General features: G+C 46.0%; 17 protein-coding genes and 1 tRNA gene. 10 read left to right on the top strand and 8 right to left on the bottom strand.

What is annotated here, in order from left to right:
- Positions 1–63: 63 nt before the first annotated feature.
- The 3 genes from BUB19_RS03805 (at position 64) to BUB19_RS03795 (ending at position 2378) form a co-directional block, all read left to right on the top strand.
- Positions 64–651, top strand: coding sequence for a hypothetical protein (locus BUB19_RS03805; RefSeq protein WP_073092304.1), 588 nt, complete (start codon positions 64–66; stop codon positions 649–651).
- 273 nt (positions 652–924) lie between these two features.
- A complete protein-coding gene (locus BUB19_RS03800; RefSeq protein ID WP_073092301.1) occupies positions 925–1890 on the top strand; it encodes an HNH endonuclease in 966 nt (321 codons plus the stop codon).
- A 266-nt stretch (positions 1891–2156) separates the two neighbouring features.
- Positions 2157–2378: a hypothetical protein gene (locus BUB19_RS03795; protein ID WP_073092299.1), complete on the top strand. Its 222-nt coding sequence runs from the start codon at positions 2157–2159 to the stop codon at positions 2376–2378.
- 312 nt (positions 2379–2690) lie between these two features.
- Here the strand turns inward: BUB19_RS03795 and BUB19_RS03785 are convergent, their stop codons facing one another.
- The 8 genes from BUB19_RS03785 to BUB19_RS03750 form a co-directional block, all read right to left on the bottom strand.
- Positions 2691–4880, bottom strand: coding sequence for a hypothetical protein (locus BUB19_RS03785; protein ID WP_143155900.1), 2190 nt, complete (start codon positions 4878–4880; stop codon positions 2691–2693).
- 136 nt (positions 4881–5016) lie between these two features.
- The gene (locus BUB19_RS03780) at positions 5017–6624 is read right to left on the bottom strand and encodes a RagB/SusD family nutrient uptake outer membrane protein (protein WP_178371430.1); all 1608 of its coding nucleotides are present in this window, start codon (positions 6622–6624) and stop codon (positions 5017–5019) included.
- A 25-nt stretch (positions 6625–6649) separates the two neighbouring features.
- Positions 6650–10270: a SusC/RagA family TonB-linked outer membrane protein gene (locus BUB19_RS03775; RefSeq protein ID WP_084096941.1), complete on the bottom strand. Its 3621-nt coding sequence runs from the start codon at positions 10268–10270 to the stop codon at positions 6650–6652.
- 153 nt (positions 10271–10423) lie between these two features.
- Positions 10424–11497, bottom strand: coding sequence for a FecR family protein (locus tag BUB19_RS03770; protein ID WP_073092279.1), 1074 nt, complete (start codon positions 11495–11497; stop codon positions 10424–10426).
- A gap of 149 nt (positions 11498–11646) precedes the next feature.
- Positions 11647–12261: an RNA polymerase sigma factor gene (locus BUB19_RS03765; protein ID WP_073092274.1), complete on the bottom strand. Its 615-nt coding sequence runs from the start codon at positions 12259–12261 to the stop codon at positions 11647–11649.
- A gap of 217 nt (positions 12262–12478) precedes the next feature.
- Positions 12479–13105, bottom strand: coding sequence for a thioredoxin family protein (locus BUB19_RS03760; protein WP_073092269.1), 627 nt, complete (start codon positions 13103–13105; stop codon positions 12479–12481).
- Positions 13106–13109: 4 nt separating this feature from the next.
- Positions 13110–13598, bottom strand: coding sequence for a TlpA family protein disulfide reductase (locus BUB19_RS03755; protein ID WP_073092263.1), 489 nt, complete (start codon positions 13596–13598; stop codon positions 13110–13112).
- 117 nt (positions 13599–13715) lie between these two features.
- Positions 13716–13786 (bottom strand) — tRNA-Cys (locus tag BUB19_RS03750).
- Positions 13787–14155: 369 nt separating this feature from the next.
- On the opposite strand from BUB19_RS03750, the gene BUB19_RS03745 reads away from it, so the two are divergent.
- From BUB19_RS03745 to BUB19_RS03715, 7 genes are read left to right on the top strand one after another with little or no spacing between them, the layout of a single operon-like run.
- Positions 14156–15424: a c-type cytochrome gene (locus BUB19_RS03745; RefSeq protein ID WP_073092258.1), complete on the top strand. Its 1269-nt coding sequence runs from the start codon at positions 14156–14158 to the stop codon at positions 15422–15424.
- A gap of 32 nt (positions 15425–15456) precedes the next feature.
- Positions 15457–18555: a TAT-variant-translocated molybdopterin oxidoreductase gene (locus BUB19_RS03740; RefSeq protein WP_073092250.1), complete on the top strand. Its 3099-nt coding sequence runs from the start codon at positions 15457–15459 to the stop codon at positions 18553–18555.
- 17 nt (positions 18556–18572) lie between these two features.
- Entirely contained in the window at positions 18573–19937 is a 1365-nt protein-coding gene (gene nrfD / locus BUB19_RS03735; RefSeq protein WP_073092243.1) for an NrfD/PsrC family molybdoenzyme membrane anchor subunit, read from the top strand.
- Between the two features lie 2 nt (positions 19938–19939).
- The gene (locus tag BUB19_RS03730; protein ID WP_073092238.1) at positions 19940–20470 is read left to right on the top strand and encodes a DUF3341 domain-containing protein; all 531 of its coding nucleotides are present in this window, start codon (positions 19940–19942) and stop codon (positions 20468–20470) included.
- Positions 20471–20484: 14 nt separating this feature from the next.
- Positions 20485–21111, top strand: coding sequence for a c-type cytochrome (locus BUB19_RS03725; protein ID WP_073092233.1), 627 nt, complete (start codon positions 20485–20487; stop codon positions 21109–21111).
- On the top strand, positions 21111–22397 hold the full coding sequence (locus BUB19_RS03720) for a quinol:cytochrome C oxidoreductase (RefSeq protein WP_073092226.1): 1287 nt from the start codon (positions 21111–21113) through the stop codon (positions 22395–22397). Before BUB19_RS03725 ends, BUB19_RS03720 begins: the two co-directional genes overlap by 1 nt.
- A gap of 24 nt (positions 22398–22421) precedes the next feature.
- A complete protein-coding gene (locus BUB19_RS03715; protein ID WP_073092219.1) occupies positions 22422–23453 on the top strand; it encodes a cytochrome c oxidase subunit II in 1032 nt (343 codons plus the stop codon).
- The last annotated feature ends 7 nt before the right edge of the window (positions 23454–23460 follow it).

Here is a 23460-nt window from a genome sequence, read left to right as displayed (position 1 = left end):
CCTAAAAATTGCAGCTATATTAAACCGTATTTCAACGGACCTTAAAACAAATCCCACTGAATCATGAAAAGCCTTTTCTTAAGCCTTTTTGCCCTGCTGCTGTTTTCACAGACCGAAGCCCAACAAATTCCATCCAAAGCCATGCAGATCAAAACAGCCGTCCTGGCGGCGCCGGAGGATCTGAGGGAAGGTGCTATGGTGTACGGTTACGATTCCGGTGGCAACTGGACCGTATTGAGGGCAGGCAGCAATGAGATGGTCTGCATAGCAGATGATCCCAAAGCAGAGGGGTTTAACGTAGCCTGTTACCACAAGCAGTTGGAGCCCTTTATGGAACGGGGCAGGGAATTGAAAAAGGAAGGCAAAAATTTTCAGGAAATCTTTGATACACGGGAGAATGAGGTCAGGGCGGGTAGCCTGAAAATGCCCAAAGATGGGGCCACCCTGTATTCCCTGACTGCAGCAGCGGAAGATTACGATGCCATGGCCGGGGAAGTTAAAAACAGCTACCTGCGCTATGTGGTATACATCCCCTGGGCCACCCAGGAAAGCACCGGTCTTGCCCTTAAGCCCGAGGCTCCGGGTATGCCCTGGATCATGGATCCCGGTACCCACCGTGCCCATATCATGATCAATCCGCCAAAGGAGTAGGGTGATAGGATGGTTGAAAATTGTCGCTTCAGTGCATTTTGATGGACAGCCACCGGTTAAGTGAAATAGCTGAAGCCTCCACAATGTACCTTTTACCTTCCTGTTAAGATGGTTTCCTGTGCATTTATTGAAATGTAAGAGATCGAAAGAAGCAAGAAAATGAACCGGCGGGCCGGTCGGTTCGAATGAAAAACTGGTTGCGTGTGACCATTGTAATTCGTATTTTACTCAGGGACAGGTCACAACTTTTTTCAGGGTAGCAAATTAAGGAAATTGGAAAAACAGCTTCAGAAATATCTTCATGCGTTTCGGAAATTGAGAATTGACAGGGCACATGGTATCGCTCCACAAAAGCCTGTCTTGTTAATTTCTTTGTTACAAACCTTTCAGACCGGAAACAATATTTCTGATAAAGTCCGGATAACTCCCGAACTGGTTGCTTTCTTCAACACTAACTGGACATTATTGGTAAATACAAATCACCATTGCAGATTTACCTTTCCTTTTTATCACATGAAAACCGAGAGGTTTTGGACGCTTGTTCCCAAAATGGGTTTTGAAAAAATCATTCGTTTTTCAGCTTCAATGCGAAGCTTTACCAATTTAAACCAGGCGGTCGATCATGTTGTATTGGATGAAGACTTGTTTTTGTTAATGAAAGATCCGAAAAGTAACATTTTGTTGCAACAGTTTTTGTTGGAGGAATATTTTCCTGGAACGAGTAGTAATTTTATTTTCTCCCTGGAAAACAAGAAAAAGCTATTCGATAATATTGAAAGTAAGATCTTATACGAGTCACCCGAAGAATATCGAACAGAAATTCAAAATCTGATCTTACAACAAAATGAGGAAGAGATATTTATCAGAGGTGACCTATTCAAAAGAGAAATACCGAAAATTTATAGTCATACCTGTGGCATTTCCGGAATGAGGATTGACGCTACACTTGATATTTCTATGATTGATGCTTGTCACATAAAGCCATTTAGCCAAAGCTTTGATGATACAATTAAGAATGGAATTGCCTTATGTCCAAATCTACATAGAGCATTTGACAGGGGCTTAATATCCATTGATGAGAATTTTTGTGTGCTCGTTTCGAAGTGCTTTGAGGAACAGCAATCGGCATACAGCATCAGAGACTTCGAACACAAAACCATTAATCTACCGGCGAAACGAGAACATTGGCCATTGCAAGCCAATTTGCAATGGCACAGGGAAAACATTTTTAAGCCGTAATTTACCTGCAATATTTCCTTTTCTCTCGAAAAGGACGCATAGGAACAGGGGTGGATGGAAATCGTCAGGCAATGATCAGCGAACAGGCGTATTGCCTGCCGTATGCAAGCATTACGGTCGGCTATCTCTGATTTTCAATGCAGTTCAGTTCAACGAAAAATATTTTAGTTTAACTTGATTTTATATTTTTATTTTCGGAAATTAGAAAAGAATAGTTTTCAAAACCTGGTTTCATGTCGAATCATTATCTGCTACATTAAAAATCTATGGAAAAGAGTTATTATGAAAAAAACAGGGAGAAAATTCTGAAAAAGCACAAGGAACGTTACCGGCAGGATACTGCCTTCAGGGAAAAGGCCAGGGCTACCTACCGGCAGCGTTACCAGGAAGACCCGGAGTATCGGGCCAAGACCCTTGAAAGAGCCAGAAACCGCTACCATACGGACGAGGAATACAGAAGAAAAACGCTGGAAAGGTCAAAAAAATAAAATGAGCCGCTATTCGGCAAATGGCTTTATTTTTCTATCTGCTCCCCGACAGGATCTGCTGAAGTATGAATTCACCAGAAAATACCTTTTCCGCACAATCCGTAGGAATGGGATGATGGAAGGTACAGCCAAAACCCAAATCAGCAACCGATGTGGTCCGGCAGTTGCGCAGTACTATCCCACAATACCGGTTTTTTTATCAAATGATGTTTAATCCGGACTTTAGGCACCGGATCATGTATGGAAGAAAAATTGCAGATCTTTTTACCATATACTGATCTTTTTCGGTAGGCAATTGCTGAATCGGTCCGGTCAAAACTCAATTTCGTAATATATTGCCCTGGTCTCCCCTCCATTGATCCGGATACGATTACCACCGGTAGTTAGTGTTTTGCCCGTTCTGTTGCCGGTATGGTCAAGCACATGCACGCTGAAGGTCCGATTATCTGGAAGGCTGAGCTCCACACTTACAGGCTCAATGAGCACTGGCGCCTCGCCCGGGTCAAGCAATTCTGTCTTGTTTTTGTTGTATTCCATACCCGTGTTTTTTGCCCGGGCCATGGTGGTGACAAGTATCCTATCCGTTTCTTCAAGGCCCTTATCGGGGTCCATGCTGCTCAGTAATATTACCGCAAATTCGTTACCGGTTTGTATGCTGAATGGGCCCAGATCGACTTTTTTGTTTTTTGCAAAGCCTACCAGCCCTTTTGTTCCTGCGCTATTGATGGTAAAATGGCCCCTATTTTCTTCTGTCCAGTACAGTTGCCCGGTATTTGAAACAATTCCGCCATCTTGTTTAAAGGCGGCAATATTTCCTATTTCGTCTGTGAGATCTTCATCCGTAAAGGTCAACGTGACCCTTCCCGCCGCCATCGCTTCGGTTGGAAAGTTAGTCTTAAATACCTTCCGGTCCTGATCCTGAATTACCCTTTCATCAAAAAAGCTGAGTCCTGCCTCAAGAGCGTCAAAATTTACTTTACGGTCTACGATCGTTTCCCCCTCAATAATATCCCCGCGGTAAATCATCATTGCAAGAGCTGGGTATAATGCCAATTGGGTGGGTGAGGTTACATTGTAAACTCCTCCCCAGGGGGCTGTCTGAATCGTAGGGGTATAGGAAGGCTGGTCTACGGCGAAGCTAAAGGAAGCATCCCAACCCTGAAGTCCCAGACCATAGGCAGCAATAATCGGCGAACTTTCTGCAGTCCATTCGGTCGGAATCAGACTCATCCATTCAGACAGCGAAAAAGGACGGTCACTGACTTGCTGCAGCCCGGTTCCAAATAATCCCGAACCTATCTGCGACAGCATGGAGGCATTACTCATCTTGCCGGCCCGGAGGTTGTGCCCACTGCCCCCTCCAAAGTAATTGTGTCTGTCGATCATCCCTACCTGATAATCGGCATACAGGTTGTATAGATGTGAAAGTCCGGTACCTGCCTGCCAGCAACTGGCCACAACAGTACCCTTGTAACCGGTGGCCCTTACAGCATCCAGAAATTTCCGGTAAAACCTGGCCTGCTCTTCGAAAAGGAAGCTCAATTTATCTTGAACATGTTGTTTTATTGGTCTTTTTTCTGTGATTGCCTGTTCATATTCCGTACTAAAAAAACCGTGGTTAGGATTGGGATAGATATTTTCCCTGGTCAGGTTTTCTCCTTCAGAAAGACCTTCACCGTTCCAGGCCATGTTCAAATTTGCCTGCGTACCATATTTGTTCTTTAGCCAGGCAGTAAATTTCCGGCAAAGCAAGGCCCTGTAGGTGGGGGTTTGTTCCAGCGTCTTCTCCATAGCTCCCCAGAAAATATTGTCTTCATTCTGGAACTCCACGAAAGCAAGGGCGGGATCATCGGCATAGCGCAGACCGGTATGGGGATTTTTATGATTCAACATGTTGACGACCAGCTCGATATTCAGTTCTTGTAAATCCTCCGCAAAATTCACCAATGATGCAGTAGATCCATTGAGGTGCGACCAGGGGAAATCCGTTTCTACGATCTCCTGATAAGCCAGAAGGCGGGCACTGTCAGCAGGTTTTACCCGGTGCCCATATATGGGAGACCAGCCGTAGTATATGCCTTTCTGACGTAGCGCATAACTGAAGTAATCGAAATTTTTCCATTGTTCGGGGTCAATCTCCGTAGATTGTTGTCCGTCAGTAGCTTCCCAGGTGAATTTGTGAAACCTCACTGCGTTGAGACCATATTTTGCCAAAAACCTGCTCCACCTGTCCGCCTCTTCGGGGGCAGAAAAAGGTTTGTTGCCATTGATGTTGGTTCCCCAGAATTTAACAGTCTGCCCGTTTTCAAACTCCAGGTCTTTGCCCATCATTTTTACAAACCCATGCCTTCCTGCCGGCGCATCCAGCCAATCGCTGAGGTTCAGGTTGTCCGTTTTGTAATAGTCATGTGGTTGAAAAGGAAACCATTTGTCGTTCTGAGCCGGGGCGCAGACCAGGCAAAAGAAGTAAAGGATAAAAAATAGAGTTACAGGTCGATTCATCAGGCTTAGGTTTTTTTGGTGCTGCCAGCCGCCGTGCAATAACCCGAAGCGGCATGTTCAGTGATTTAAAGCAAAAATAAATTAAATATCTGCGAACCGTGCAGCTTAAATGCGCAGTTCGCAGATAATTCAATCACTAATACCCGGGATTATTTTCTGAAATGGCGGAATTTCGCTCAATTTCAGCTTGTGGTAATGGAAATACCAGGTGTTTGTTGACATCGAATTGTACTGGGGAGGCGAGGGCGGTGCTGAAGTTGGCATCACTGCCATCCCAGCCGGTGAGGTTCATGTCTCCAGAGGCATGCCATCTTTTGAGGTCCCACCACCTTTGTCCTTCTCCGGCAAGCTCTACAAATCTCTCATTCATGATCCATTGCATGACCGTAGGTACACTGCTTTCGCCAGTCGGATAGTCGGCCGGCACAGTACCATCCCCATATCCCGATTCAGCTGCCCAATTTCTAGCCCTTGATCTTATGTCATTGATATGGTTGATGGCAGCCGGAACATCTCCACTTTTTAATGCCGCCTCTGCAGCAATTAGTTTAAGGTCTGCATACCGCAACACCCGTTCGTTGTTTGCCGAACCCCCATGTGGTGGCGTGAGGTGATTGACCCCATCCGGCTTATTATATTTTTGAAAAATCCGTCCGTCGAAACCATCATCAGGATCTGAAAAAACGCTGAGACGCGGATCACTTCCAAAGGCATTTCTCAGTTTCTCTGTGACAAGAAATTTGGTAGAGGAGGCGTCATTAAAGTCTCCTCTGCCTCCGGACTCCATCATATATCCCCTGTAGACACTTAGGTTTTCAACCCCCCTCCAGGCACCATCATTGTGCAGGTTAAGGTTATTTAGTGCACTGGCCTGTGCGGCCTGAATTTCAAACAGTGATTCCCGGTTATTTTCTGTGTACGCGCTGAAGTTGTCAATGAAATCAGTCGTCAGAGCGGCCGTGATTCCGTCAAAAACTGTAAGCGCATCCTGTAAATCAGCAGGATCATTGCTGTTGTAATCTGCGCGGAAAACCAGTGCTTTTGCCAATAATCCTCTGGCTGAATTTTTAGTAACCCTGCCGGCATAGTTTTCGGGCCAGCTTTCCGGAAGAAAAGGGATAGCTGCACGGGCGTCTTCAATAACCTGAGAGAGGACTTCATTGGGAGTGCTACGTGGCGTGTTCGTTTCGGATTCCAATTGTATACGCTGCGTTATTATGGGCACTCCGCCGAATACATTGAAGAGTGTAAAGTAAGCATACGCTCTTAAAAATAATGCCTCCCCTTCCATCATGGCAATTTCTTCCGGATTATCCATAGCCGAAATATCTACCGTTCTTACCTTGTCCAGAATAACATTTGCCCGTGCTACAGTCTTATAACAGGATTGATAGGAGAAGCTCATTTGGTTGTTGTTGGGATTCAAGCTGCCATCAAACAATTCCAGGGAGGTTCTGGCAGCAAGGTTTTCTGTCAAATCGTCCCCCGGAAGCAAATAGATTCCGGTAATCCATCCATTCCATCCATTGGCCGCAAAATGGTAGTGATCGTATAATGAGGCATAAACACTTACCAGTTTGGTTCTGAACTCTGTTGCCGATCCAAAAAAGGTCTCTTCCGTTCTCCCCATGGGCGGCTCTCCAACAAGGTCAGGGTTACATCCTGCAGGTACAAACCATGCAGCGACCAGACATAGGGAGAAAAAGCTTTTGACTTTTATCGATTGTATTGTGAGATTTTTCATGATTTTCGAATTTGAGTGGTTTCCATTAAAAACTGGCATTCAGCCCCATGTTGAAAGATCGGGGGAGTGGAAAGTCATCGTTCACCGGATCAATTCCCCGCCATCTGAAAAGGTAGAGGTTGTTTTGTCCTCCCAGGTAAAATCTCAATGATCTGATGTTGTTTTTTGTTAGTGCCAGGAAGGATTCAGGAAGAGTATAACCGACCTGCCAGTTGTTTAACCTGAAAAATGCTGCACTTTCCACCCAACGGTCAGAGAGGCGATTATTTCCCGCAGGATCATTTACAACTGCTCTGGGCATGTCTGTATCTGTATTGGAGCTTGTCCAGCGGTCAAGTGTGGTGGTAAAATAGGTTGCACCAGCGCCGCTCATGCTTTCAAATCTTCTCCTTGCAGTATTGATTTTATCGACTTTTCCTTCCCCATAAAAATTCATGGAAACATCAAAGCCTTTCCAGCCTGCATTCAAATTGATACCATAGGTAACGCCGGGAATGGTGTTTCCGATTTCAGTTTGATCGAATGCATTGATTCTTCCATCCGGAGTAGTGCTGTAAAACCTTTCCTCATCCGTAGGATTGCCCTGCACATCCAGGAAGTACATGTCGCCAGGGGCGACAAAATCCGCATTTCCAATAATCTCGTCTTCGAAATTTGCAAAATAGCTGTCGACTTCTTCCTGATTTTGGAAGATTCCACCTAGTTTGTAGCCCCAGATATGGCCTACGGATCTACCGACTTCTACACGCCCAAATCCGGTCGAAAGAGGTTGGTCCTGATACAGCCGGGTTACCTCATTGTTCAGGAAACTAATGTTTCCTGAGATACCGTAGTTAAAACCGTTGGTTTGATCATTAAAGCCAACCAACAGGTCCAATCCCCGGTTTTCAAGCTTACCAATATTAAAAAGCGGATTATTGGTACCGACGCTCAATGGCAGGTTTACCCTTTGCAGGATATTACTCGTGGCGCGGTTAAACAATTCAGCAGTAAGGTTAATTTTGTTGTTGAAAAGGAGGGCGTCTACTGCAATGGTAGACGTGGTAACCACCTCCCAGGAGAGCGATGCATTTGGAAAGTCTGCCACCAGTCCCCCTAAGTTTAAGATGCCCAGCGGGTCACCACTGCCGGAACCCCAACGATACGAAGATAGCCCCAGGTTGGCCCCAGACAGGAATGCGTATTGTCCTACTGCTGCCTGGTCGTTACCTGCTTCTCCCCATCCTCCTCTGATTTTCAGGTCGTTGATAAATGATACGTCGCTCATAAAGGCTTCTTCACTGAGTCTCCACGCTCCGGAGACGGAATAGAAATTACCCCATCGGTAGTCTCTGGCGAAACCGTTGCTCGCGTCTCGACGGTAGGAAAAGTCAAGATAATATTTGGAATCGAAGATGTAATTCATCCTGCCCACCAATCCAAACCAGAAGCGCTGGCCCCATCCGGTAAAGCTGCTATTGTTATTGATGTCATTTCCATACCCGTTCTTTTTAGGGTTATCTACCAGATTGTTTAGATTCTGGGTAGAGAGGTTGAGGTTATGCAGGTAATGCCTTTGGTCCTGAACGGCTGCAGTTAGGGTCAACCTGTGTTTTGAACCAAACAGCCGGTCATATGAAGCCGTAAAGTCTGTCTGGTAGTTAAATATATTGTTTCCCCTGCTTTCAAAACTTCCCAGGCTGTTTGGAGCGTTCGGCGCTTCATTCCGGGGATTGATCCCTGTGGGTAAAAATATATTGACCCGGGAAAAAGCATCCAGACCATACCGAACCTGTTTGGTGTAATCCAGGTTGATACTGCCGCGCAGACTGAGGCCCTGAATCGGTGTAAACTCAGTATAAAATTGTCCCATTTTCCTATCCAGGTCGAAACCGGCATAATTGATTGTTCCTACTGCCAGATAATTGGGTCTGGACCCCTGGCCATAGAGCTTATTTGGCTGCCAGGTATCTCCAAACAAAAACGGGTCAATCACCGGAGCGAAGCCGTAGGGGTTGCCAGGATCCCGAAGTGGCTGCCAGGGTGGTGCCGCAGCGTAATCCGGCAGTTTGCCTTTATCATTCAAATCGGCCTCTTGCCGTGTGTATTTGAAATTCACCCCTACTTTCCACCAATCCTTTACCCGGACATTAAGGTTAATGGCAGTAGTGTATCTTTTGTAGTCATTTCCCCAGAGAATACCCTCCTGGTCGAGATATCCGGCAGACACGTAATAATCTATCCGGTCATTGGCGCCAGATATTTTGAAGTCATAAGATTGATTGAGAGCATTTGTTCTAACAAGTTCATCTTGCCAGTTATAGGTGGTCAGGTCATTGATGTAATAAGGACTCTCCGGATCGAATTGGGGACTAAAGCTGGTAAGTCTGACCGCCTGACTTGGGTCGTTTCTACCGTAAAGGTTTTGCTCTATGGAGACATCCGGATTGAGGTTATTGGCATACATCTCACGGGTTATATCAATGTACTGACCCGTGTTTAACATGTCAAATCTCGGGGAATTTTGAATTCCAAAATTGGTATTGAATGCTATCACCGGCTCTCCTTTTTGCCCTTTTTTCGTTGTAATCAGCACCACACCGTTAGCTCCTCTGCTTCCGTAAATTGCGGCGGCAGAGGCATCTTTTAATACGGAGATGTTTTCTATATCGTTGGGATTGATCAGGTTAAAAATGTTTGGAGGAGTACTTCTGCCGGCCCCTCCTATGAGGTCCTCATTTCCGGCCCGTGCAGGTTCCCAAATCTGACCATCTACCACGTAAAGCGGCTGGGCATCTCCATTCCAGGTGCCTATGCCCCTGACAAAAATTCTTGGGGCTTCATTGGGATCTCCACTGGCATTAACGACCCGTACGCCCGTCGCATTACCCTGCAAAGCAAATTGGGGCGAAACCATATTCGTTTTTTCTATGGTAGAGGCACCTACGGTGCTGATAGATCCGGTCAGGTCTTTTACCCTACGCTCTCCAAATCCCACCACAATCACTTCATTTAGTGCCGTTACATCTGGCTCCAGGGTCACGTTGATAGTGGATTGGCTGCCGACAATCACTTCCTGCTTTTCGAAGCCCACAAAGCTAAATACCAACACCACATCCCCCTCCGGTACCTGTATCATAAAATTTCCATCTACGTCAGTGACGGTACCAGTGGTGGTACCCTTAATCGTTACGTTGACTCCAGGTAGTGTAGTGCCGTCATCTGCTGAACTTACCGTTCCGGAAATTACTACATCGAATCTGTCTTTTTCTGGACCGGACTGTTTTGGGTGGGTCCCGAGAAGGCCAGATTTCTTTACATTTATATTGTTGTTTACCTGCCTGAAGCTAAGTCCTGTCTGTCTGGCTATCGCAGTGAGCAAATCCGAAAGGCTGCGTGTCTGCGGGGGTACAGTTACCTTCAATTGCTGATCAAATTCCTGGTTGCTGTAAACAAAATTAAAACCTGTTTCACTTTCCAATACCCGGAAAACCTGGCGCAGAGCCGCTTTTTCAAATCCTACTTCAACGTAAACCTCGTTGATACCTTTCAATTGAGCATTGCCATCGTTCGCCATTAAAGTCGTAAAGGCAATGCATTGGATAAGAAATCCAAACAGAAAATTTTTCGTAAACATCCACAATTGGTGTAAAAGTTTATTTTTCATACTTTTGATAAGTTATGGTAAAACATAATGCTAATTGATCCCTGAAATCAGAATTTTGGTCGATTTACGTTTCAGGGGAGAGTTTAAAACCCGGCAATGTGCAAGCATTGCCGGTATTGGTTTTTTTGGTCTATTTCATTGGCATCTGGCGGTTTAGGGTTTGAATTTTATGTAAACTTCGTCGTCTTTCAGTTGGTAATCGAATCTGGCCGTATAACCCAGGCTGTGCAATACATTATTCAGCGATTCATTGTCAAACTGGCCGGTGACTTTGAGGTTTGGTTTATGCTTGTTTTGAAAAGTGATTTCTACGCCATACCATTCTTCCAAGACGGCTTTAACCGTGGGCATGGGCGTATCCTGAAACTTGATCAATCCGCTTTTCCAGATGGATTCCATTTCTATATCGAAGTTGGATTTTTTCATGGAATGGCCTGCAGGGTCAATGAAAGCCCGCTCTCCTCTGCTTAGGTATACCGATTCTGTCCTCCCGGAGCCGAGATTGACCACTTCGACTTTTCCCTCTACCAGGGAAACGATCGTAGCACTATCCGATTGACCCACTTTAACATTGAATTCGGTGCCTAGTGCGGTAATTTCTGTACCATTCGCAAACACTTTAAAAGGACGTGCTTCATCTGTTTCTACATCAAAATATGCTTCTCCGTATAAAAATACTTCCCTTGTGCTATCATCGGGTCCGGGTCTGTACGTCAACTTGCTGCTCGCGTTTAAAAAGACCAGGCTTCCATCCGGAAGTTTGAACTTCTTTCGTTCCCTCTCTCCGGTTTCCTTGTTAAAAACAGTCGTACCAATGTTTTCTGATGACCGAATTTCGTTTACCGAATTTCTTACATGAGTAAACACATAGAAGGATCCAAGGATGATCAGTAGGCTGGCGGCTAATCTCAACGCTACCTTCAACCAGGCTTTCCAAGGATCGCCTTTTTCAATAGGAGCCTTGACTTTTGCAGGTTTTTGAGCCTGGCCAGTTCTGGCTTCGATTGCTTTCCAAATAACTGCCTTTCGCTCTTCAGGCATGGGAGTTTCCATTTCAGAAAACGCCAGTATTATATGGCGGGCTTGCCGGACTTTGTCCTGTGCCCTCGGGTTATTCATTATCCACTTTTCCCAGAATGAAATTGCCTCCGCATTCGTTTCATTGACCCATGCCCTGAACCAGGGGTCCCGCACAAAATCTTCAACTTTGTAATTCTTGTATTTCATTAACACCAGCTTATATATGTATTAAGAGTAGCGTCGAGGAGATTTTCCACTACATCAGCGGAAATTCGAGATAAAAATTATTTATTTTTTAAAAAAGGATTGTACAAGTTAATAAATAGTCAAAAAAATGAGATTATGTAATGATAATGCTAATCTACGAAAAGATTGAACCCTTCAGCCAGGTATCTTTTTAGCTGTAAAATTGCTTTGGAATAAATATTATAGGTGTATTTCAGGTCTATTTCCAGCAGCGAGGAAATTTGCTCATAGTTCATGTCCTGGAAAAATCGGAGGTAGAGTACCTCTCGCTGTCTGCCGCTCAATAGGTTAACCAGCTCCCGCACTCTCATTTCAATCGTTTCCGTGTCTTCAATATGGGCGAGTTCCTCCATATGAGATAAAATACAACTCTCTTTGGTTGCATACTCACCTTGCCGGATCACCGGACCAGACGAAGCTGAGTTTTTCATAATCATCCTCGTCAGGTTGTTTCGCAGTGCCTTGAAAAGATAGAATTTAATATTGTCAACTTCAGTGGTATTTTGCCTGTTATCCCACAAATAGACAAATAAATCCTGAATGGCATCTTCGACCATTTGGCTGTCCTGCGTTATGCTGCAGCCATATCTGTATAGGCTATCAACGTGCAAATCGTAAAGCGTAGAAAATGCCAGCCGGTTTCCACTTTTGAAGGCTTGCCAGAGGATGCGGTCCTCTGGCTGACTGTTATTCGATTTAAAATTCCTGTCTTCTGGGCTGTTCATTCTGCTGAACGATTGCTAATTAGCCCACAATATGGAAAAAAATGAAAATGATTTCAAATCTAACTACTGAATTCTTTAGTATAGGTACACTCGGAGGAACAGTCCTGCAGCGTCATTTCGGTATTATTTCAGTAGTAAAATCTGTTTGCTGACCATTGGCAAAAGCTTTCAGTTACAAATAAAAACGATTCCAGAAATGCGCAGCGTTTCACGGCTATTACTCCGAATTTCGGGTCCACTTGATGCTGCAGCCAATGGCTTTGGTGGTTGTCTCAGGGACGTTTTGCCCTTTCAGTACCGCTTCCACCGCATCTTCAGCATAATGTTTGGTCACGGCCGAAGCGTCCTGGTAATTGTTGTCAATGGCACCGATATACCGCACAATGTATTTTCCGCTCTCCTTATTGACCAGGTATACGTGGGGAGTTCTGCTGCCTCCATAAGCTTTGATGACCTCCTGGGTCTGGTCATGCAGATAAGGAAAAGGGAAATCCTTTTCCTCAGCCCGTTTTTTCATGGCCTCAAAACTGTCTCCCGGACTGAGCTGCGCATCATTGGGATTGATCGCAATCACGGGGTATCCCTGCGGAGCGTATTTTTCGTGCAACTGGATCATCCGATCCTCGTAGGCTTTTACGTAAGGGCAGGTGTTGCAGGAAAATATCACAAAGGCGCCCCGGGCGTTTTCCATCCCGCTTAGTGATACCTGAGAGCCGTCCACGTTGGTCAGTGTGAAGTCCATGGCTTCATCTCCTATCTGATATCCCGAATCCTGGGCATGGGCGGTTAGGGAAAGGCAAAACATCGCCAGTAGGGTCAGGGCAAAAGTGCTTTTCTTGTTCATGGTTTTATGGTTTGAATTGGTCGATGAGCTTTTGTAATTCGTCTGCTTCCAGCTCTCCTTCGTGAAAAATCCGCTCACCATCGGGCAAAATGAAAAGGGTAGCGGGGATGGCTCCGGTCCAGCTCTGATCTACCTTGTCTATCCAGGAGTTGAAGTCTACGTCATCGAGCAGGTATACCGGTGATTGAATCTCTTTGCGTTTGATAAAGGAAGTTACCCGCTCCGGTCTTCGCCCGTCATCCATAGAGATGAATACCAGTTCCAGATCAGGATCCTGAGCACTGGCTGCTTCAAAGTGCGGCATTTCCCGGATACAGGGAGCACACCAGGTAGCCCAGAAGTTGTAGATCCGCAGCTTATCTGAGTCAGCGGCGGTGAGCACCTCAAATTCTTCAAACGAAATGATTTTAAATTCCGGCTCAGGAGCAATATTTTCTTTGGCAGCAGGGCCCCATAAAAAAAGGAATGCCAAATGGATAAAAAAAACATTCATAGCATGCGGTTTTGAAAGGTTGATGTTGGTACCCGTCTAAACGAGAAATCGATGGCAGGGTTACGGGGAGGCAAAAGCTCAAAAAATAAAAGCATCCCTTTTGAGGATGCTTTCCGGAGGTCGAGAGCGGATTCGAACCGCTGTACAAGGTTTTGCAGACCTCTGCCTAGCCACTCGGCCACTCGACCTTTTTGTAATCGAAGCGCAAATTTAGGTATAAATACTTCCGAATTCAAATACCAGCTGTTAAAAATATAATTTTCAAAACTGCGCTGTTTTTTGGCTTTTAATTTCGGAAACCGAATAGAGCTGCTATTGGGCGTAAATTTTATCTGGCAAATATTGACATATTGCGGTTATTTATAACCGTTCTAAATTAATTAATAATCTTGAAGTTTTATCATAAAATATTGTAAATGAGGTTAATACAATCATTCTACAAATTTTATCCAATGGTCAGGAGCGCCTATATGCAAGTTTGAAAAATAGAACTTGGGTAGTACATTTGTGGGGAATTTGAATTGCACCGAGGTAATCTGAAAAAAGTATATATAACTATGTCGATCAAGCGCTCATTAAAAGGGGTTTCAATTCGCTTACATCACTTGCTGGTTTTGTTTTTCCTGTTTCTGGGAGCGCAAGGCTTCGCAGCAGACCCTGAAGTCCCGGATAGCGAAGATGCTATCTCTGCCGGGGAGTCTATTTTTAACGCCAACTGTAAAACCTGTCACAGGTTGGATCAAAAGCTAATCGGCCCTGCCCTGCGTGGGGTTACCGACCGCAGGGAATTGGACTGGGCCAAGAAGTTTATTCTGAATTCTCAGGCTGTCATCCAGAGTGGTGATGCCACTGCTGTAGCTCTTTTTAAAGAGTATAACAATACGGTAATGCCTGCTATGGATTTCCTGAGCGATGGTGACCTGATGAACCTGCTGGCTTACATTGAATATGGTGGCCAGGCGGAAGCAGAGGCTGCTGCTGCTGAAGGTGGGGCAGCTGCCGGTGAAAGTGGAGGTTCAGGCGGGGGCATCCCCAGTGAATACCTGACCATCATCCTGGTGGTATTGGTGGTCGTCCTGATCCTGGTATTGGTGGTTTTGGGGTTGATTGTCTCTGTCCTCACCAAATACATGAACAACAGCGACAAGCTGGATGCGGAAGACAAGGAGTTTATCAACCAGAAAACGGATTACCTGGGTATTTTAAAAAGTGATGGTTTTATCCTCATCGTCACCACTATCGTTCTGGCCTTTGTGGTCAAAACTGCCATTGACGGGTTATACACCGTAGGTATCCAACAAGGCTATGCGCCGGCCCAGCCGATAGCTTACTCACATGAATTGCATGCCGGCGAATATGAAATCCAGTGTCAGTACTGCCATACCGGTGTTGAAATCGGCAAGTCTGCCAATATTCCCTCGGCAAATATCTGTATGAACTGCCACATGCACATTCAGAACGTGGGTGGCAAAGAAGGTATTTCCCCTGAGATTGCTAAAATTTATGATGCCGTAGATAACAACCAACCTATAGAATGGGTGCGGGTGCACAATCTGCCCGACCTGGCCTACTTCAACCATTCCCAGCACGTCGCTGTGGGTGGAGTGGAGTGCCAGACCTGTCATGGTCCTATCGAGGAGATGGAAGTGGTGTATCAGCACAGCGCCCTGACCATGGGATGGTGTATTGATTGTCACAGAAATACTGAGATCACGACTCAGGGAAATGAATACTACGATAAACTCGTGCAATTGCATTCTGAATCCAAAGATGCCTTGAAGGTCAAGGATATCGGCGGCCTGGAATGTGCGAAGTGTCACTATTAAATCTTTACGAACATTCTTTTCTTTAATATACAATGAAAGAAAATAAAAAGACATATTGGAAAGGGTTAGAGCAGTTGACAAACGATCCCGAGTTTGTAAAAAATGCCGATCAGGAATTTCCGGGCTTTACCGCTAAGAAAAATCAATCAGAAGACGGGGCTTCCTCCCGAAGAGACTTTCTTAAAATGATGGGCTTCAGCGTGGCAGCCGCTTCTCTGGCAGCTTGTGAAGCTCCTGTCAGAAAGGCTATTCCCTATGTGAACAAGCCGGTCGACGTCAACCCTTCCATACCTAATTATTATGCATCTACTTTTTCAAATGGCGGAGACTATGCCTCAGTGGTGGTCAAAACCCGGGAAGGTCGCCCCATCAAAATAGATGGTAACAAGCTTTCCCCCATCACCCAGGGAGGCACCAATGCTATTGTAGAAGCTTCGGTACTTTCCCTGTACGATAAGGCCAGGCTTACCGGACCTCAGATCAATGGTCAGGCGGCAGACTGGGCCAGTCTGGATGCAGAGTTGAGCAGCAAGCTGGCGGCCGCCGGGTCTATCAAGGTAGTCACCAATACGGTTTTATCACCCTCTACCGAGCGGGCCATCAATCAGATGGCAGAGCGTTTCGGCGATGTGGAGCAGATTACCTATGACCCGGTATCCAATTACGGGATCACCAGGGCCAGCGAAATGTATTATGGTACAAAGGTTTTGCCTTCCTATCAATTTGAAAATGCCAAAGTGATTGTCAGCTTTGGTGCAGACTTTTTGGGCAGTTGGATTTCACCTATTGTCTTTGCGAGACAGTACAGTAAAGGCAGAAAGATCTCTAAAGAGAATCCCAACATGTCCCGGCATTTCCAGTTTGAATCCAACCTGTCGCTTACTGGTGCAAATGCAGATTACCGTACGCCCATTACAGCCTCACAAAATGGTCTTGCGGTCCTGACCTTATACAACCTGATCGCCCAGAAGGCCGGTGCCAGTACTGCAGGTGCCAACAACCTGGATCTGGCCCACCTGAAAAAGGCCGCAGATGAGCTTTGGGCCAACAGGGGAAATACTTTGGTGGTATCCGGCTCTAATGATCCCAACGTGCAGGTGGTGGTACATGCCATCAATGAGCTGTTAGGCAATGTAGGCAATACAGTTGATTTTGAAAACCCTGTTCATTACCGGAAAGGGGATGATAGCCGGATGAGTCAGTTCGTGAGCGAGCTCAATGCAGGTCGCGTGGGTGCAGTGATCTTTTACAACTGCAATCCGGTATATGATTTTGGAGGCGGGCAGGCATTGGCAGAGGCCATCTCCAAAGCAAAGGTCTCCGTGTCCACTTCAGAAGTAAAAAATGAAACGGCAGCTTTGGTGCAATACCTGGCTCCGGATCACCATTACCTGGAATCCTGGAATGATTTCAATCCCAAAAAAGGGATGTACAGTTTGTCCCAGCCTACAATTTCTCCGCTTTTCAATACCAGACAGGCGCAGGAAAGCTTTTTAAAATGGGCAGGCAACAGCAGCAGCTACTACGATTTCATCCGCGAAGGGTGGCAACCCATGTTTGCAGGTCAACAGGAAATGGCCGACTTCCAGTCCTTCTGGGATTCCTGTCTGCATGACGGAGTCTACCAGACTACAGCTATGGAGGAAGAAGCCACGGAGGCGCTAAGCCCGGCCGGCGATATCAGCGCTGCAGCGTCAGCGATTGGCAGTAGCTATAAAGCCCAGGCCTCAGGTCCCGAATTGGTAGTATATACCAAGGTGGGTATCGGCTCCGGTACTTATGCCAATAACCCCTGGCTGCATGAAATGCCAGACCCGATCTCCAAAGCCACCTGGGACAACTACCTGACGGTGTCTCAGAAGTGGGCCAATGACAATGGTTTAAGCATGAAGGAGGGGGCCACACAGATGGCCACTGTTACCGCAAATGGGGTATCTTTTGCTGTACCGGTGCTGATACAGCCTGGTCAGGCAGAAGGCACCTTTGGGCTTGCCCTCGGATATGGTCGTACTTCGGCTGGCAGGGTAGCCGATGGCCTTGGTGTCAATGCTTATGCACTATTGAATGCGGGTAAAGGATATGTCAGCTATGATATTACAGAAGGAGTAGAGATCAGCCTCACTGGCGAAGCCTACCGTATCGCTCAGACCCAGACCCATCAGACCTACATGGGTAGGGATTTTGTGATACAGGAAGCTACTTTGGGTGAATATAAAGAGGATGCCAGCGCTGGCAGGTATCATCCGGAAATATATAAAGACGGAGAATTTTATAAACCCAGCAAAATATCCCTCTGGTCCGGACATAAGTACAGTCAGCACCACTGGGGTTTGGCCATAGACATGAACTCTTGTATAGGCTGTGCCGCCTGTACCGTAGCTTGCCAGGTAGAAAATAACGTGGCAGTAGTAGGCAAACAGGAAGTGCTCAACAGAAGGGAAATGGCCTGGATCAGGATAGACCGGTATTACAGTTCTCCTGAGGAAGCTACTTCCAACAAGGAATTGGAACAGGCAGCCGATAATCCGGAGGTTACCTTCCAACCTATGATGTGTCAGCACTGTAACAACGCTCCCTGCGAGACGGTGTGTCCGGTAGTAGCCACTACCCACAGTTCTGAGGGTCTGAACCAGATGACCTACAACAGGTGTATTGGTACCCGTTATTGTGCCAATAACTGCCCATATAAAGTAAGACGTTTTAACTGGTTCAAGTACCACGACAATAAGGACTTTGCCGGCGTGAACACCGCTCAGAACGATGACCTGGGTAAGATGGTATTAAATCCGGATGTGACAGTACGGGCCAGAGGAGTGATGGAAAAATGCTCCATGTGTGTGCAACGTATTCAGGCCGGTAAACTGGCTGCCAAGCGAGAGAAAAGGAAGGTCAAAGACGGAGATATCAACGTAGCCTGTGCCGTGGCTTGTCCTACTGAGGCGTTGGTATTCGGAGATATGAACGATCCGGAATCAAGAGTTTCCAAAATGCTGAAGATTGAGGAGAATTCTACTGAGGCCATCAAGGAGGTGAATGAAGAGCGGGCCTATCACGTGCTGGAGGAGATCAATGTAAGCCCCAATGTTTGGTACTTTACCAAAATCAGAAATAAGGATAAAAACGAAGCTTAATAATAAATCAGATAGATATGCAGGTTACTTCACCCGTACGCGAGCCGCTGGTTACCGGCGGTAAGACATACAAGGACGTTACCAATGATATTGCCAGGCAGGTAGAGGGCAAGCCGACTGTAGGATGGCTGCTTGGACTGGCGGTAGCACTTGGAACACTTTTGATAGGCAGTCTTGCCCTGGTAGCCACTCTCTGGGAGGGTATAGGCATGTGGGGTCTTAATAAGACCGTTGGCTGGGCCTGGGACATTACCAACTTTGTGTGGTGGGTAGGTATCGGCCATGCCGGTACCCTGATCTCCGCTGTATTGCTGCTTTTCAGGCAAAAATGGAGAACTTCCATCAACCGTGCTGCTGAAGCTATGACCATTTTTGCGGTAATATGCGCGGCCCTGTTTCCGCTGATCCACATGGGAAGACCCTGGATCGGAGCCATCTGGGCACTTCCCTTACCCAATACCTACGGGTCCCTATGGGTAAACTTCAATTCTCCCCTGCTCTGGGACGTTTTTGCCATATCTACTTATTTCTCAGTTTCACTGGTTTTTTGGTATATAGGATTGATTCCTGATTTTGCCACCATCAGGGACAGGGCTACGGGCTTAAGAAAAGTCATTTACGGGGCCTTGAGCTTTGGCTGGGACGGAGCAGCCAGGACCTGGATGCGGTACGAAAGTGTTTCCCTGATCCTCGCTGGTCTGGCTACTCCTCTTGTACTTTCTGTACACACTATTGTATCCTTTGACTTTGCTACTTCCGTGATCCCCGGATGGCACACCACGATTTTCCCTCCCTACTTTGTTGCCGGGGCGATTTTCTCCGGTTTCGCCATGGTATTGACCCTGATGATCGTAACCCGGAAAGTATTTAAGTTGGAGGATTATATCACGATAGGGCACATTGAGTTGATGAATATCGTGATCATCATTACCGGGTCGATCGTTGGTATAGCGTATATCACAGAATTTTTCATGGCCTGGTACTCGGGCGTTGCTGCGGAGCAATATGCCTTTGTCAACAGAATGTTTGGCCCTTATTGGTGGGCATACTGGTCCATGATGACCTGCAATGTGATCTCCCCGCAGCTTTTCTGGTTCAAAAAGATAAGGACATCTATTGCGGCTACTTTCATCCTCTCCCTTGTGGTAAACATCGGTATGTGGTTTGAAAGGTTTGTGATCATCGTTACTTCATTGCACCGTGATTTCCTGCCTTCTTCCTGGGTGATGTTTTATCCTACCATTACGGATGTGGGCGTGTACCTGTTTACCTTTGGCTTTTTCTTTACTGCCTTCCTGCTGTTTGCCAAGTTTTTCCCGGTGATCAACATGGCGGAAGTAAAGTCTGTTTTGAAATCTTCATCTGAAAAAACAATCAAATAATCATGGAAAGAGACAAGCATTTTATCCTGGGCATTTTTGACGATGAGGATATCCTATTGTCCGCTGTCAGGGAAGTACGGGCTGCAGGCGTAAAAATTCATGAAGTATTTTCTCCTTATCCGGTCCATGGCCTGGATGAAGAATTAGGATATACAAGAAGCCGGCTTCCCATTGCTGCGTTTTTGTTTGGCCTGCTGGGAACCACCCTGGCGCTTACCATGCAGTTTTACATGATGAAGTTTGACTGGCCAATGATCATCGGTGGTAAAGACCATGCCGCATTTCCCGATTTTATACCGGTAACTTTCGAACTCACCGTCTTACTGGCAGCCTTTGGTATGGTGGGAGTGTTCATGATCAGTAGTAATCTCAAGCCATGGGGGCAGCCCCGAATTTTTGATTTGAGAAGTACGGATGACAAGCATGTCATGGCCATAGATATTGCCAGCAATGGTTCAGTTGACCTGGAGCAGATCAAGAGTGCCCTGAAAGCCTCTGGTGCTACCGAAGTAAACAGTAAAAGTTTTGAATAAGTAATCAGGAGCAAATGAAAAGAGTAGTATCTATATATTCAGTAGCTGTTGGCAGCATCATGCTGGGATTGGTTTCCTGTAAAGCTGATGGAGACTATCCGGGCACGGAATATGCCCCGCAGATGTACCATTCTGTCCCTTACGAGCCATTGACCCAAATCAGAGATGAGGAAGAAGGCATGTGGCTTTCTAACCGGGAAGATGAAAAGGGAGAGTTTTACAACAGTAATCCGCACAATCCAAATGGAATGAACATGCGCGAGCCCGTGGCCAACACGGTACCCAGAAACGAGGATGGTATGCTTCCCTACAGGTTACGGGTAGCGGATCTGGAAGGTGCTGCGCTTGTGGAAAACCCCATAGAGCTCAATGATCAGGTGCTTGCAGAAGGACAGCAATTGTACATCCAGTATTGTTCTGCCTGCCACGGGGCCGGTGGAGAAGGCGATGGTAAAGTCGGTGAAGTTATTGGCGGGGTTGCCAACCTGAAAGGTGGAGCCTATTTGGGTTTGCCTGATGGGCATATTTTCCACGTCATCACCCATGGTAAAGGCAGGATGGGTGCTCATGGATCTCAGATTCCGGCAGACAGGCGTTGGAAAATTGTTCACTATGTTAAACAAGAAATTCAAGCACAATAATGGCACAGGCAAGCAACTATAATTTGGATCAAAAATTTGATTTTACCGCAGCGGTAAAAAAAGTTATCTTTTTCCTGGGTGGTCTGGGTGCCCTACTTTTGCTGATTGGTATTATTGCCGCTGCTATGGGAGGACATCACGAAGCCGGTGAGGAAGCAGGCCATGCGTTTCACTGGAGCAAGCGGTTATTTGCTAATCTGTGGATCAACAATGTGTATTTCACGGGTATCGCCATTATCGGGGTGTTTTTCTTTGCCATTCAGTATGCGGCCCAGGCAGGCTGGTCCACAGCTTTGCTGAGGATCATGATCTCCTTTGGTAATTGGCTGCCGATAGCTGCAGTATTGATGCTGGCAACTTTCTTTATCGCCAGTCATGATCTTTTCCACTGGACACACAGCTATATTTTTGATATTACAGATCCTCAATATGACCGGATCATTGACGGTAAAGGCAACTTTTTTTACTGGCCCATGGAGAAAGGTAGTTTCCCCATATTCTACATCCTGAGGATGGTCTTGTTTTTTGGATTCTGGATTTTCTTCTTCAATAAATTGAAGAACCTCTCTTTTGAAGAGGATATCAAAGGAGGCACCTCCTACTGGTACACGACCAGAAAATGGTCTGCCATTTTTCTGGTTTTCTTTGCTGTTTCCTCTTCAGTAAGTGCCTGGGATTGGGTGTTGTCAATCGACACTCACTGGTTTTCCACCCTATTCGGCTGGTATGTATTTGCATCCTGGTTTGTAGCAGGCCTTTCCGCCATTACCCTGGTGACCATTTTCCTGAAGGATCAGGGATACCTGGAAATGGTCAATCAGAATCACATCCACGATCTGGGAAAATTTGTCTTTGCTTTCTCAATTTTCTGGACCTATATCTGGTTTTCTCAGTTCCTTTTGATCTATTACGCCAATATTCCGGAGGAGTCAGTATACTTTCTGGAAAGGCTTTCCAGTGACGTGTATGGACCGTATATATTTGTAAATATTGTACTAAACTTTGTTTTACCCTTCCTTGTTCTTATGACAAGAGATGCAAAAAGGCACAATATATTCCTGAAATTGGTTTGTACCCTGATTATTTTCGGCCACTGGGTAGATTTCTTCCTGATGGTACAGCCCGGAACACTCGGTCACAACGGAGGCCTTGGACTGATGGAATTGGGTATGTTGCTGGTGTACGGGGCTGCCTTCGCATTTGTCGCGCTGAGCAATCTGGCCAAAAAACCTTTGATACCTAAAAACCACCCTATGTTGGAGGAAAGTTATCATCATCACATTTAAACAATACCGAAACAGTAATAAATTATGTACGGACTTCTTATTTCTATAGGCGTAATACTCCTGATCCTGGTGATCTGGATGGTATATAGGATTCAAACCTTGATTTCGGTAGCCAAGGGTTCTGATAAAAAAATTGCTACTACCAGTAATAAAGTAAATGCCTTTTTGTTCATGGCCTTCCTGATCGGTTGTGGCGTGCTGATGTTTTGGTATTCGATCAAAGAGTTTGATAACTACCAGTTGCCCATTGCCTCCGAACACGGTATCATCACCGATCGGCTGTTTTGGATCACCATGGCTGTTACCGGATTTATCTTTATCCTTACCCATATTTTACTGTTTTGGTTTAGCTACCATTATCAGTACAGCGAGAAACGAAAAGCTTCCTACTATCCTGACAATAACAAACTGGAGATCATCTGGACCCTGGTTCCGGCAGTAGTATTGACCATTCTGGTAGTTTCAGGCTGGAAAGCCTGGTCTGATATCACCGCCCCCGCACCTGAAGATGCCCATGTGGTAGAAATCATGGGGTACCAGTTTGCCTGGGATATTCGCTATGGTGGTATGGACAACACCCTGGGAGATTACGATTACCGCCTCACCAGTGCAACTAACTCCCGTGGAATTGATTTTACAGATAAAAATTCCTTCGATGACTTTCCATCTCAGAATGTGGTAATACCCAAAGGAGAGCCTGTTTTGTTTAAAATTCGGGCCAGGGATGTATTGCATTCTGTATTTGCGCCCCACATGCGCCTGAAAATGGATGCAGTGCCCGGGATGCCTACAAGGTTCTGGTTTGTGGCCAATAAAACTACTGAAGAAATGAGGGCTGAGCTGGCCGATGAGGAATTTGAATACGAAATCGCCTGTACGGAGGTTTGTGGCAATGGACATTTCTCTATGCGTAGAGTGATCCGGGTTGTGGAGCCTGATGAATACAGGGCATGGGTGGCAGAGCAAACGCCTTTTATCAAAAGTAATCCCGATCTGGTAGCTGATTTACCAGCTGATTTGAAGGAATTGGCGGATATTTATATTAACGAGGAATAATATCATT

Origin of the sequence: Cyclobacterium lianum, assembly GCF_900143075.1 — a bacterium.
In the GTDB taxonomy this organism is placed as follows: Bacteria; Bacteroidota; Bacteroidia; order Cytophagales; family Cyclobacteriaceae; genus Cyclobacterium; species Cyclobacterium lianum.
Note: the sequence above shows the minus strand (reverse complement) of the source record. Positions and strands in the feature narration are given on the sequence as shown.